Annotated in this window: 12 protein-coding genes and 2 tRNA genes; 6 read left to right on the forward strand and 8 right to left on the reverse strand. The window is 55.5% G+C overall.

From position 1 onward, the window contains the following. Positions 1-28: 28 nt before the first annotated feature. Positions 29-850 carry a hypothetical protein gene (locus JAO79_RS08130; RefSeq protein ID WP_199006769.1) on the reverse strand — a complete coding sequence of 274 codons (822 nt, stop codon included), beginning with the start codon at positions 848-850 and terminating at the stop codon, positions 29-31. A 118-nt stretch (positions 851-968) separates the two neighbouring features. Beyond that, positions 969-2,153, reverse strand: coding sequence for a trans-sulfuration enzyme family protein (locus tag JAO79_RS08135; protein WP_199006770.1), 1,185 nt, complete (start codon positions 2,151-2,153; stop codon positions 969-971). 109 nt (positions 2,154-2,262) lie between these two features. Here JAO79_RS08135 and selD point away from each other — a divergent pair, with 109 nt between their 5' ends. After that, on the forward strand, positions 2,263-3,300 hold the full coding sequence (gene selD / locus JAO79_RS08140; protein WP_199006771.1) for a selenide, water dikinase SelD: 1,038 nt from the start codon (positions 2,263-2,265) through the stop codon (positions 3,298-3,300). A 53-nt stretch (positions 3,301-3,353) separates the two neighbouring features. Here selD and rnk read toward each other — a convergent pair whose 3' ends face one another. Next, positions 3,354-3,740, reverse strand: coding sequence for a nucleoside diphosphate kinase regulator (gene rnk, locus JAO79_RS08145; protein WP_199006772.1), 387 nt, complete (start codon positions 3,738-3,740; stop codon positions 3,354-3,356). 255 nt (positions 3,741-3,995) lie between these two features. Here rnk and JAO79_RS08150 point away from each other — a divergent pair, with 255 nt between their 5' ends. Beyond that, complete coding sequence (locus JAO79_RS08150) at positions 3,996-4,910, forward strand: AEC family transporter (RefSeq protein WP_199006773.1); 915 nt, start codon at positions 3,996-3,998, stop codon at positions 4,908-4,910. On the opposite strand, the gene JAO79_RS08155 is transcribed toward JAO79_RS08150, so the two are convergent. Further along, positions 4,899-5,801, reverse strand: a complete 903-nt coding sequence (locus JAO79_RS08155) for a zinc ABC transporter substrate-binding protein (RefSeq protein WP_199006774.1) — start codon at positions 5,799-5,801, stop codon at positions 4,899-4,901. The two genes, JAO79_RS08150 and JAO79_RS08155, sit on opposite strands and share 12 nt — an antisense overlap. Positions 5,802-5,939: 138 nt before the next feature. Between JAO79_RS08155 and gltX the strand changes: the two genes are divergently transcribed. The 3 genes from gltX (at position 5,940) to JAO79_RS08170 (ending at position 7,696) form a co-directional block, all read left to right on the forward strand. Next, on the forward strand, positions 5,940-7,421 hold the full coding sequence (gene gltX / locus JAO79_RS08160) for a glutamate--tRNA ligase (RefSeq protein WP_199006775.1): 1,482 nt from the start codon (positions 5,940-5,942) through the stop codon (positions 7,419-7,421). 116 nt (positions 7,422-7,537) lie between these two features. Continuing rightward, positions 7,538-7,613: transfer RNA gene (locus JAO79_RS08165), tRNA-Ala, on the forward strand. Between the two features lie 7 nt (positions 7,614-7,620). Continuing rightward, positions 7,621-7,696: transfer RNA gene (locus tag JAO79_RS08170), tRNA-Glu, on the forward strand. A 165-nt stretch (positions 7,697-7,861) separates the two neighbouring features. Here JAO79_RS08170 and JAO79_RS08175 read toward each other — a convergent pair. Next, entirely contained in the window at positions 7,862-8,713 is an 852-nt protein-coding gene (locus JAO79_RS08175; RefSeq protein WP_199006776.1) for a 6-carboxytetrahydropterin synthase, read from the reverse strand. A 171-nt stretch (positions 8,714-8,884) separates the two neighbouring features. Here JAO79_RS08175 and JAO79_RS08180 point away from each other — a divergent pair, with 171 nt between their 5' ends. Next, complete coding sequence (locus JAO79_RS08180) at positions 8,885-9,427, forward strand: NTP transferase domain-containing protein (protein WP_199006777.1); 543 nt, start codon at positions 8,885-8,887, stop codon at positions 9,425-9,427. On the opposite strand, the gene JAO79_RS08185 is transcribed toward JAO79_RS08180, so the two are convergent. From JAO79_RS08185 to JAO79_RS08195, 3 genes are all read right to left on the reverse strand, one after another. Further along, positions 9,410-10,474 carry a response regulator gene (locus JAO79_RS08185; RefSeq protein WP_199006778.1) on the reverse strand — a complete coding sequence of 355 codons (1,065 nt, stop codon included), beginning with the start codon at positions 10,472-10,474 and terminating at the stop codon, positions 9,410-9,412. The two genes, JAO79_RS08180 and JAO79_RS08185, sit on opposite strands and share 18 nt — an antisense overlap. 54 nt (positions 10,475-10,528) lie before the next feature. Next, positions 10,529-11,842 (reverse strand): MORN repeat-containing protein, encoded by a 1,314-nt coding sequence (locus tag JAO79_RS08190; RefSeq protein WP_199006779.1) that lies wholly within the window; start codon positions 11,840-11,842, stop codon positions 10,529-10,531. A 114-nt stretch (positions 11,843-11,956) separates the two neighbouring features. Beyond that, a complete protein-coding gene (locus JAO79_RS08195) occupies positions 11,957-12,418 on the reverse strand; it encodes a hypothetical protein (protein ID WP_199006780.1) in 462 nt (153 codons plus the stop codon). Positions 12,419-12,471 lie beyond the last annotated feature (53 nt).

Here is a 12,471-nt window from a genome sequence, read left to right on the forward strand (position 1 = left end):
CCCTTTGGGCGTGGCGGGCCAGCAGGGGCTACAGAAAGTATAGCAGCCGTTTCAGCAGAGACGGTGAGGCAGGCGGTGTGCTGTCGTTGCCTGGGTTCTCAGTTACATAGTCTTCACTGCGCCATTCGCGTTGTTTCTCGCGGAACTTGCTGAGTATTTCGGTTTTCAGGCCTTCTTCTTCGAGGTCTGTCAGTATTGCGGGCAAGGCTCTGGCAACATTCTCATGGCGGCGGTTGAGGTAGTGGTACAGCGTAAACGTGGCAAGGGGTTCGGGGAGTAGTTCGAATTCTTGCCAGCTACTCCGTGCCAGTGGGCCAAAACCTTCGATGTCGGAGACCAGAGCTATGTCTACCCGGCCCGATTCCAGAAGTGTGCGAGCTTGCTCGTAACTGTTGGCCTGAACGGGTTTCATGCCCATTGTTTTAGCGGTCTGTTCGGCAATGATAATTCCAAGGCGCACCGCAGCCTTTATAGGCGTGGATTTAGGAGAGTCCAGTAGATTGCCATCGCCGGGGCGCACCACCGCTCGTAGCTCACCCTGCAACAGCGGGTATTCAACGCGTACCAGGTTGGGGTAGTCGTAGGCTACTCGGGCGATTCGGAATAAGTCGCCGTCCAGCAGCCCTTTGTCGGCCATCATCAGGGCGCGGCGAGATGGCGCGTTTAGTGTTTTCATGGTCACGCCCAAACGCTGATAGGCTTGCTGCAATAGCTCGGTGGTTGCGGCGGTGATCGGTACATCGGTAATGACGGCAATCTCCAGTTCGCCGGGGGGCTCGGTGGCCTGGCTGGGGAGTGGCATGCACAGTGCTGTTAGCATCCATGCAATAAAAAGATTTTTTCCGTGCATTTTTGTTCCCCTCGGGTCCTGTGAAGGGTTATCTAAGGTGTTTTCGGCGGGTCAGTGTTTTGGCCTTCTATAATGTAGTGCGACTCCCGGTATATTGAAAGGGAGCCGCACTCAACGTTTAACTCAAGGCTTGCGTTAGATCATCAATCAAGTCGGTCGCATCTTCCAGCCCTACCGACAGGCGCAGCATGCCATCGCCGATACCTCGCCTCAGGCGCTCGTCGCGGCTGAGCCCATGGTGGCTCGTGGCACTGGGTTGGCTGACGAGGCTTTCAACGCCGCCAAGGCTGGTGGCAAGAAGGAATATCTTGAGGCTGTCTGCCACCTGCGCTGCCGCCTCTTGGCCACCTTCCACTTCAATACTGAGCATGCCGCCGAAGCCGCTCATCTGCTTGCAGGCCAGCTCGTGGCCTTCAAAAGAAGGCAGGCCCGGGTAGTGCACTTTGGTGACTTTTGGGTGTGCTTCCATTGCTTGGGCCACGCTCATCGCGTTTTCATTGTGCTGGCGGATTCTGACTGGCAGCGTGCGAAGGCTCCGTGACAGCAGGGCTGCGGTTTCCGGGGCGATAAGTTGGCCCAGGTTTTTGCGCCAGCTGGCAACAGGCTTGGCAAGCGCTTCAGACGTCATCAGTGCACCGGCAGTAATGTCGCTGTGGCCGCCCAGATACTTGCTGGCGCTGTGCAACACCAGATCGGCACCCAGCGCCAGCGGTTTTTGGTTGATGGGGCTGGCAAAGGTGTTGTCCACGGCTACCAGGGCGCCGTGCTTATGTGCGGTTTCGGCGATGGCGCGAATATCCAGCATGGCCATGTTGGGGTTGGCCGGTGTTTCGAAGTACACCAGTTTGCCGGGCTGGTCCAAGTGTTCTGCCAGGTGGTTAAGCTCTTCCCGAAACAGGAAGGTAACCTGAATGCCCAAAGCCTGGCATTGCTCGACAAGAAAAGCTTGAGTGCCACCGTACAGATCGCCTACGCAAACGATGCCATTGCGACCGTGGGTGAAAAGGGTTGCTGAAATGGCTGCCATTCCCGAGGCAAACGCGAGCGCAGCTTCAGCCTGCTCCAGGCCGGCCAGGCCTTGCTCCAGCTCCTGAATACTGGGGTTGGTGCCCCACCGGGTATACAGATAGCCTTCACTGCGGCCTTCAATCATATCGAGCAGGGCAGCGGTGTTCTCGAAACGATAGGTGGTGGTGTTGTAAATAGGAGAGTAGGGGCTGCCAAAGGTGTCTTGGTGGCGGCGGTTGTGAATGATGCGAGTGGCGGGGCCCTGGTGATCTGGCTTGCTGGCTGGATTACTCATTGACGTTCCTGTGTGGTGACTGCAAAGTGTGCTGATCTGTAAACTTGTTGGTTCCGGGTATACTAGCAAAAACCCAAGCACACTCCGTAACGTATAGAAGGAAGAAACCTTGTCTATCAAATTGACCGAGTTCAGCCACGGTGCTGGCTGTGGCTGCAAGATTGCTCCAGACGTTCTTGACCGAATTCTTCACACGGATATGCCGGACTTCCATGACCCGAAATTGTTGGTAGGCAACGACAGTCGGGATGATGCTGCGGTCGCCGATATCGGCAACGGTGTGGGCGTTATCAGTACCACCGACTTCTTTATGCCGGTGGTGGATGATCCGTTTGATTTTGGTCGAATTGCGGCGGCGAATGCTATCAGCGATGTGTATGCCATGGGTGGCAAGCCTGTAATGGCGATTGCGATTCTGGGTTGGCCGGTGAACGAGCTGGCGCCCGAGATCGCCGCCAAGGTGATTGATGGTGGGCGTGCGGTGTGTGCCGAGGCGGGCATTGCTTTGGCGGGTGGCCATAGCATTGATTCCCCGGAACCGATCTTTGGTCTGGCCGTTACCGGTACCGTGAATGTAGATCGTATCATTCGCAATGATACAGCCAAGGCCGGGGATCTTCTGTATCTCACCAAACCTCTGGGCGTGGGCATTCTCACGAGTGCCTCCAAGAAAGGTAAGGTGGCGCCAGACGATTTGGCGGTTGCGGTCGAGAACATGTCCACGCTGAATAAAGTAGGTGAGGTGTTCTCCCAGATCGAAGGCGTGAGTGCGATGACCGACGTCACCGGCTTTGGCCTGGCGGGGCACTTGCTGGAGATTTGTCGTGGCAGTGGTGTGAAAGCCACCGTGAGCCGTAAGGCTATCCCGACTTTGCCAAACCTGCAGCCATATATTGATGCTGACTGTATTCCCGGTGGCACCCATCGTAATGCGGCGGCGTTCGGAAAGGCTATTTCAGGCATGACTGAAGCGGACAAGCTGCTGTTCTGTGATCCGCAAACCAGTGGTGGTTTGATGGTGAGCGTGGCGGAAAGTAGCCGTGACGCATTCGAAGCGGCAGCTCGCGAGCAAGGCTTGGATCTTCAGCCTATGGGGCGTTTGGAAGCCACAGGTTCCGAAGAGAGCCTGGTGTTCATCGAAGATTGATGTGAGTTGTAAAAGAGCCGCGCAGAGGGTGTGTCCTCGCGCGGCTTTTTTGATTAGGCGTTTCGGGTAACGCTGACCACTTTCAAGTGAATGGGCTTCCGGCCCGCCATCGGCCACTCGATGCTGTCGCCGATGCTCAAGCCCAGCATGGCAGCGCCAGCGGGGGCCAGAATGGACACTTTTTGAGCGCTGTCGCCCACTTCGTGCGGGTACACCAGCATCATCTCGTGTTCTTTGTTGGCGTCTTCGTCCACAAACCGGATCACCGAGTTCATGGTCACAACACCTTCCGGCATTTCGCTCAGAGGCTTGAGGTCTGCCCGGCTTAATTCATCCTCAAGGCCGTCAGCCACATCGGACTTTCCTGCGACGCGCTCAAGCAGGGTGCTCAAGCGGTTGTAATCTTCTTCTGCCACTACGATTGAAGGTAATTCAGCCATAGGAATCTCCTGGAAAAATCTAAAAAAAGTGTGGTTTAAGCGCTGAATCCGGAAGAGGGGAAAGGTGGATTCAGCGGAATCAGAGGCGTATAACAGCCCTGCCGGTGTTCTCGAAAGAAGACCGCAGTGCGATATTTGGTGTATGAATGCCGTAAATCGGGGTGTTCACGTTGTTCACATTACGCCGTTTTGGAAAGCAATACCCTGAATCTAACCTCAGGTGAGCAAAATGGCAACGATTATAAGGTCTATAGCATGCAGGTAGTCGTTCAGGCGCTGGTGCCGGTGTTTGTTTTGATCATGTTGGGGCACGTACTTAGGCGGATGAATTTCCCGGGCGGGGACTTCTGGCCCCAGGCTGAGCGCTTCACCTATTACATCCTGTTCCCTGCCATGCTGGTGTTCAAGTTGGGGCAGGCGCGGCTCCCGGTCTCGGCCTATGCCGATACCGCATTGCTCATTATCTCGATGTTGGCGGCTATGACACTGGCGCTGGTGCTTGTGCAGCTGTTCAGGCGTTGGAGTGGGCCGGTGTTTTCGTCGGTCTACCAGGGCGCAATTCGTTTCAACTCCTACGTGGGGTTGGCTGCGGGTGGAATGCTGCTGGGCGATGACGGTTTATCGCTGACCGCCATCGCGGTTGCCATCATGGTGCCGATGCTGAACTTGCTGTGCATCCTGATGTTTTCTCTGGTGGCCGGCCAAGACAAAGTCAGCTTGAAGCAGGTCTTGCGCGCAATTGTTACCAATCCACTGATTGTGGGTTCGGTGTTGGGGGTGTTGTGGAGCTTCTTCGAAATTGGTTTTCATCCACTGCTGGCGGGCACGCTGGAGCCGCTAAGTAATCTGGCCTTGCCCATGGGCTTGATGACGGTTGGTGCCGGTTTGCAGCTGAGCGCGTTGCGTGGTGCGTCTGCTCCGTTTTTGGTGTCGTCCGCTTTGAAACTGCTTGTGTTTCCGATGATGGCGGTTGGATTGGCCTGGATGTTGGGACTGAGCGGATTGCTGGTGCAAGTGGCGGTGCTGCTCGCCACTCTTCCTACCGCCACTTCTGCCTATATTCTGGCGCGCCAACTGGGTGGTGACGCGCCCTTGATGGCCGGAATTATCAGCGGGCAGACTCTTCTGGCAATGGTGTCTATCCCGCTGATGCTCAGCCTACTTTGGTAGGCATTCGAGTACCGCGTCAGCAATGGATTGCTGAAATTCGATGTAGCCATTGGCAGTGGATGCAATGTCGGTCGCCAGTGGGTCCCAGGTACTGACGGTCACGTTGAGCCCTTCGGTGATAGACCGCCACCACTGGCGGTTGAACTGAGGTTCGGTCAGCAAGCAGGGCTGATTGGCTGCACGCAGTTGTTTCTGTACCTCCGCGATGTGTCGGGCTCCGGGCGACAGTTCCGGGTTGAGGGTGAGTACACCGGCCAGATCAAGTTCGTAGTGTTCCGCAAAACGTTCGAATGCGTTGTGGTAGGCGAACAGGCTTGTGCCTTTAAGTTGCTTGAAGCTTGTTTCGATATTTTGCTCTGTCGTGTGAAGGCTGTGCTCGAATTCTTTCAGGTTGGCGTCTAACTCAGAGATATTAATGCCATCGAGAGTGCTGAGCTTGGCATGGACGGCTTTGGCCATCTGCAGTGCCATACCCGGATCTACCCACAGATGCGGGTCTTCACCGTCGCCGTGATCGTGGCCGTGATGATGGTGGTCGTGGTGGTCGTGATGCATGTCCGGCTCACCTTCGGACGGTTCCGTGAATGCAACGACCTTGCCTGCGAACTCCGTTCCGCCAAGCAGGCGGCTGAGGAAGGTCTCCATGTCTGGTCCTACCCAAAAAATTGCATCGGCCTGCTCCAGTGCCCGGCGTTGTGACGGTTTCATGCTGTAATTATGCGGGCTGGACCCCGGCGGCACGATGGTGGAGACATTCATTTTGTCACCGGCAACCGCTTTCACAATGAGTTCAATCGGCTTGATGGATGCAACAATGTTGGTGGCGAATGCCGGCGTGGCGGAAACCAGGGCGGCCAAGCCCAGAGCAAGGGTGGTTTTGCTGAAATTCATGGTGGGGTCCTGCAGTTCGTTGATACGTTATAATGTAACATTAAAGATAGGGCTCGTAAAACCGAATCATGCGAAACCGGGGCAGGCCCGTTATAATGCGTAACTTATTTATCGGCCACTTATTTTCAGGATGGTTTCATGACAGTACGTACTCGAATTGCTCCGTCGCCCACGGGTGACCCTCACGTTGGTACCGCCTACGTGGCCTTGTTTAATTTGTGCTTTGCGCGCCAGCACGGTGGCCAGTTTATTCTGCGGATTGAAGATACCGATCAGGTGCGCAGTACGGCTGAATCTGAACAGGACATTCTTAAGGCATTGCGCTGGCTGGGGCTGAACTGGGACGAAGGTCCCGATGTAGGTGGCCCGCACGGCCCGTATCGCCAGTCTGAGCGTAAGCACATGTACGCCCAGTATGCCGAAGATCTGGTTACAGCCGGCCATGCTTTTTATTGTTTCCGTACACCGGAAGAGCTGGATGCGATTCGGGAAGAGCGTAAAGCGAACGGCCAGAATCCGGGCATCAAAGGCGATCTTGAGTTATCTCAGGAAGAAGTGAAGCGCCGTTTGGACGCGGGCGAATCCTATGTGATTCGCATGAAAGTGCCCGACGAAGGCGTGTGCGAAATTCAGGACATGCTCCGGGGCACCATCGAGATTGATTGGGCACAGGTAGATTGCCAGATTCTGTTGAAGTCTGATGGCATGCCTACCTACCACCTGGCCAACGTAGTGGATGACCACCTGATGGAAATCACCCACGTTCTTCGGGGCGAAGAGTGGATAAACTCGGCGCCAAAGCATAAGTTGCTGTACGAGTATTTCGGCTGGGATATGCCGGAGCTGTGCCATTTGCCGTTGTTGCGTAACCCGGACAAGAGCAAGCTGTCGAAGCGTAAAAATCCGACCAGCATCAATTTCTACGAGCGCATGGGCTTCATGCCGGAAGCGGTGACCAACTACCTGGGTCGTATGGGCTGGTCTATGCCGGATGAGCGTGAAAAGTTTTCCCTCGACGAAATGATTGAAAACTTTGATGTTCAGCGGGTGTCCCTCGGCGGGCCGGTGTTTGATGTTGAGAAGCTGCGCTGGCTGAACGGTCAGTGGGTTCGTGACGACCTGAGCGACGAGCAGTTTATGGCTCGCCTGCGCGACTGGTGGTTCAACGAAGATGCGCTAAAAGCGCTTGTGCCCCATATCAAGGGTAGGGCAGAGGTGTTCTCGGATGTTGCCCCGATGGCGCAGTTCATGTTCAGCGGGATGCTGGATCTGAAACCGGAAGATTTCGAGCACAAGAAGCTGGAAGAGGCGCAGGTTAAGCGGGTGCTTCAGTTTACGCTTTGGAAACTGGAAGCGCAGCGCCATTGGAGCAAAGATACGATCTTTGCGGATATCAAAGCGCTGGCGGAGGCAATGGATTTGAAGATGGGAGATTTCATGTTCTCGATCTTCGTCGCGATTGCCGGAACACCGAACTCCTGGTCGGTTATGGATTCGATGGCGCTGCTTGGCCCGGACATGACTCGCTCTCGCTTGCGTAGTGCATTGGATGTTTTGGGCGGTTTCTCCAAGAAAGAAACGAAGAAAGTAGAGAAAGAATACGCCGCATTGGGCGTTTGATGAGCGGTTTGTTTGTTAATTGAGCGATGGCGACAGGGAAGTCGAAAAAACTTTAAAAAAAGAGGATTTGGGTGTTGACGGCCTAGGGGCGGATCCTTAATATACGCATCCGTTGAGGGGCCATAGCTCAGCTGGGAGAGCGCAACACTGGCAGTGTTGAGGTCGGCGGTTCGATCCCGCCTGGCTCCACCAATTTCTAGTCCCCTTCGTCTAGTGGCCTAGGACTCCGCCCTTTCACGGCGGCAACAGGGGTTCGAACCCCCTAGGGGACGCCAATACGGCTTCACGGTTTAGTCCACCGGGAAGCCATCAAAAAAACCGCCTTCGGGCGGTTTTTTTGTGTCTGAAAGAAAGCGGCGAGCTGTATCAGCTGGGGTCAGACCCGTGTGGATTCGGGGTCAGACCCCACGGGTCTGACCCCCATACTCCGAAGCCAAATGTCAGCGAACCGCAATAGCCCCCTTGCCAACCCCCTCGTAAGCCTTCACGCGAATCTCGTCATCAGGGAATTCCGTTTTCAGTACGTCCGCCATGTGGGCCGCAATCAGCTCTACCGTGGTGTCTGTCTCCAGCATGTATACGCGGCTCTCAGGCAGCGTAAGGGCGAACTCCCCCTGATTGGCTTCGTACTCAAAGCTGATGTAGTGCTGGCCGTCGTCGCCCACAAAGCGGCGGGTAACGTCTTCTTCGGTGCCTACGTAGATGTCTTCCCACAAATCGGCCCAGCGTTTTTCCAGGCCGGTATCGCGCTGGCCGTTTCGGTCGATGCGGATGGGTGAGCGATGGCCGTGAGCGATGCGTTGGCAGTTGCCAAGGTGTTTCTTTAAACCATGGACATAGTGGTAGTAAGCGCCTTCGATAACATCTTCCCGCAGGTTGATTTCGACGGTGGTGACGTTGCCCGGCAGAACGGCTTTTAGTTCTTTTTCCAATAAGGCTGCTACCGCAGGCTTCTCCACGCGCTCGGACGATAGCCAGACTACCGCTTCATCCGGTGAGGTGTGGGTGATGTGGCTGCCGTCTGTCAGGTCCCAGCGGAAGGTGTGCGGCTGGTCTTCATTCCAGTGCAGGCCTTCGTAGCCTCTGGGGATTACTAGCCGGTGGTCAACTCGCTCGTCGATAACGCGCTTGATGGTGCGCTTGACGTTGCTGAAGTCAAAGACCATGCCTTGGTCATCGAGCTCGCCGCCGAGGACCACGTCGGCAATCCAGCTTTCGCCTACCAACCCTCGTGCAGGGTCCAGATAGGCGAAGTCAATCACGGTGAGGTTGTCGACGAAAAGATGGTTCATGAATGGCCTGACTATATTAGTTGCATGGTGGCGTGATTCTAGCAAAAATCGTTCTCTTCAGCAGTTTGCAAATGAGAACGTCTAACAGGAGGCCGCATCATAGCCACGAACCGCTCACCGCTCGATCAGCAGTTTCCGGCATTGGTGCTGGCGGCGGGCAGTAGTGCTCGCATGGGCAAAGCAAAACAAACCCTGAACCTACCCGGGCAAGGCACACTGCTGGGGCATGCCATAGGGCAAGCCAGGGTGCTGTCCGGTTGTGTCTCGGTGGTTGCCGGGGCGCGTTATCCGTTGATTCGGTACAGGACTGCAAAGGCGCCTTCCCGTTGGGTGTATTGTGCTGACTGGCAGTACGGGATGTCGGCTTCTTTGGCTGCGGGCGTTCGTTCTTTGAGCGCAAGCGCACACGGTGTTTTCTTGCTGGTAGGGGATCAGCCTTTGCTGGCCGAAGAAGGCCTGTTACGGCTTCGACAGGGCGTAATGACAGCGCCAGACAAAGTATGGGCCGCGGATTACGGCCAGCGCGTGGGGGTGCCGGCCTGGATTCCTCGGCGGTTATGGCCTGAGGTGCTTCGGTTACAGGGTGATGCTGGGGCAGGGCGCTTGTTGAATCAGATTGACGTGTGCCGTGTGGAAATCGCGGGAGTGGAGCTGGACGCCGACACTCCCGCACGCTGGCGACAAATAAAGCAGATGCTAGCCGAACAGGCCTGATAGCCAGGCAATGCCGACGCTGAAAATACCCAGACTCACCGCCAGGCCCAGCGTGTAGATGCGGGAGTGAGCGGCTTTTTGTTGGGCCACGTACAGATCGATGGTGCGTTGCGCGATATCCTCCGCGGTCTCGCGGGAGATTTCGTGGGCTTGTTGCACGGCCTCAGACTGAAGCGTCTGCCAGAATTCAGTATCAATCGTTTGTACGCTGGTGATGTGGTCTTTCAGCTCGGCCATGTGCTCGGCGGTGAAACCGGAGTTTTTCGCCATTTCTTTACGCGAGATCGCCAGCTCGCGACTCAGGTTCATGTTGATTTCCGCGGCCACCTCATCGCGCAGGTTGCGGGTGCGCTCGTCTACCAGTTCGGTCAGTGTTTTGAGGTGTTCTTCAATTCGGGCTTCCTGCTTTTTCTCGTTGTCTTCGAGCGCACGTTTTACATGAATGTATTGCTCGTCGAACAAGTCGTTGAGCAGTTCGTGCAAACGATTGTTGATGTTGGTCTTCACTGCCGAGCGGGAAATCTGTTCAATCAGTTCGGCGGTCAAGGGCACGTCGTTCGCACCTGCAGCACTGGTGCTTTCCGAACGGCTCTCGGCGGGCAGAGTGATGGCGGCTTCTTCGTCCGAAGCAAGCGATGACAGGTTTTCGGGCATTGGCAGTGTTCCGCGCTCAACGTCTGTCGCCAGCTGCTCCAGCATAATGGTCAGCCCTTCGCTTTGAGGGGGCTTGGTGAGAATGCTGTAAATGCCGAAATTTTTCGCTTCATCCGAGAACGAAGACGACTTCTTAGAGGTGCACATGATGATGGGAATGCCGGCAGTGTCGGGGTTGCTTTTGATCGCCTTTGCGGCTTCAACGCCACTCATGCCCGGCATCAGGTGGTCCATGAAGATCACATCGGGTGCAGTATTCTTGCTCAGGAAATCCAGAGCTTCTTCGGCAGAGCTTGCCATGTTCACTTCCATGTCCCGATTCTCAAGAATTTTGCTCAGGGCGAACCTGGCAACCTTGGAATCGTCAACCAGCAAAGCATTTTTGATTGCCATCTAACTACCTCAACCTGTTACTGCAAACTCGTTGGTGTCGCGACCGGGGATTTATTACCAGCCTTCCAGTTGCGGGCATTGCGTTGCCCTGTAGCTTTTGTCCCGATAGCACACGCCGGGCTCAGTGGTGCGGGCGGTGAACACTTCGCCGGCCGCTGTCGTCAGGCGTACCTTTCCATAGGGTTCGCCGTGGCGGAATGTTGCTTCGATGGAGCTGCCGTTGGGGTTGCGTAGCAGTCCTGCGCCATGAAATTTGCCTTCCATATATTGGCCGTCGTATTTCTTGCCGTCTGCAAAGATTTCCGAGCCCTTGCCGTGGAAGGTGCCGTTCGAGAACTGACCTTCGTAGGAGCGGCCATCCGGGTAGGTCAGGGTGCCTTCGCCATGGAATTCGCCGTTTCGGAAGTTGCCGACGTACAAGAGGCCGTCTGCGGTGGTGAGAGAGCCCAGCCCCTGCATTTTTCCTTGCATCCAGTTGCCCGTAAGTACGTCGCCATTGGCTTTGGTCAGCGTGCCCTGACCGTGAAACTCGTTGCGTTCAAAGCGGCCGGTGTATTGAGCGTTATCAGCGCCGCGCCACTGGCCTTCACCGTGTTGCTGGCCTTTTGCCCAGTCGCCGTCATACCGGCTGCCGTCCGGGTACCAGGCTGTGCCTGTGCCATCGAACAGGCCATTAACGAAGTGCCCCTCATAGCGTAGACCAGTTTCGTCTATCCAGCTGCCGTCTCCGGTTTTGATGCCGCCCACCCAGCGTCCGTTTGAATAATTAACGGTGGTGTATTGCTCAAGCTGCCCGACCAGTGTGATTTCCTGGCCAGCTTTCAGTGCAATCGTGTTCTCCCAGGGCTTATATCCCGCCTTTTGTATCGCAATCTCGTAGCGGCCTGGGTCCAGCTCCAGATCAAGCCGGGTGGCCCCGTAGTTCTTGCCATTGATCGTGACCTGATCACCCACAACGTTAGAGCGAAGCACCAGTTTTCCGGTTGTTGCGGGCTCTGGTTTTATGGGGGGTGGTGTAAAAGGTTCTGCGAATGCCACCGTTTGGAGGTCATCCGGAAGTGGTTCAACTTCAAACGTCTCGGCCGTGATCGCGGATTCCGGGGCGGTTTTAATGGAAGACGGCTGTTCTGCAAAAACCTCATCGCCTGGTTCTTCGGGCTGCGCATCGGGAGTAAGGCTCTGCGCTGCGGGTGCTTGGGGAGCTGCCGCTGGCGGGGGCAGGGTGGCCAGTTTCTGTTGTTGCCCAGCGATGGGTGGTTTGCCGCTACCTTCCAGTACCGGGCCATGCTGTACGGAGGCAAAGCCTGCTGTTACGAGTAACATCAGCGCAAGTGCATTGACGAACATCAGCGGTCTGAAATCGACCATGGTTGAACCTCTTATCCCAACTTCCTGGATACTTTTGTTATGGATTCATCTTAACCACTGTCCGCAACGTTATGTAACAGAAAGTGTCTGAAGTTGGTCAGAATGCAGGCCAAATCACATTTTGTCTGGCAACTGGTCATGGTTGAGCTGTTCCCACGACTTCATGTACACATCGGCTTCATATTGATAGGGCGAGCGGAACGGTGTCAACACGAAATCGAAGACCAGAAAAAAGGTCCCTATCGAGAACCAGGCAATCATCACTGTACTGATGGTTGTGGCCTGTTCTTCCGGATTTGAGTCGATAAAACTCTGCAGAACGGGGATCATGTCTGTGGCCAGTACCACAGGGTTGAAACTGGCCAATACGAAGGGAAGCCAGAATGCAATAAACACCGGGAAAAACCCGTAAGACCAGAGCAAGCGCCGAAGCAGGTATACGCCAACTTCGCGCCAAAACTTTTGTCGGATTTCGGGTACTTTGCGAATGCGCTCCAGATACTGGCGGCGTTCGGCCCACCAGGCGGCTACTTCGGGAGCATCTATGGCTTTTGTTTTTTTGGTTTCGTCTGTCATGGATCGGCAGGCTACCTAGTTGAGTTTGTTCGATGCATCATATCCGATAGTAC

The organism is Marinobacter litoralis, from assembly GCF_016427555.1.
In the GTDB taxonomy this organism is placed as follows: domain Bacteria; phylum Pseudomonadota; class Gammaproteobacteria; order Pseudomonadales; family Oleiphilaceae; genus Marinobacter; species Marinobacter litoralis_A.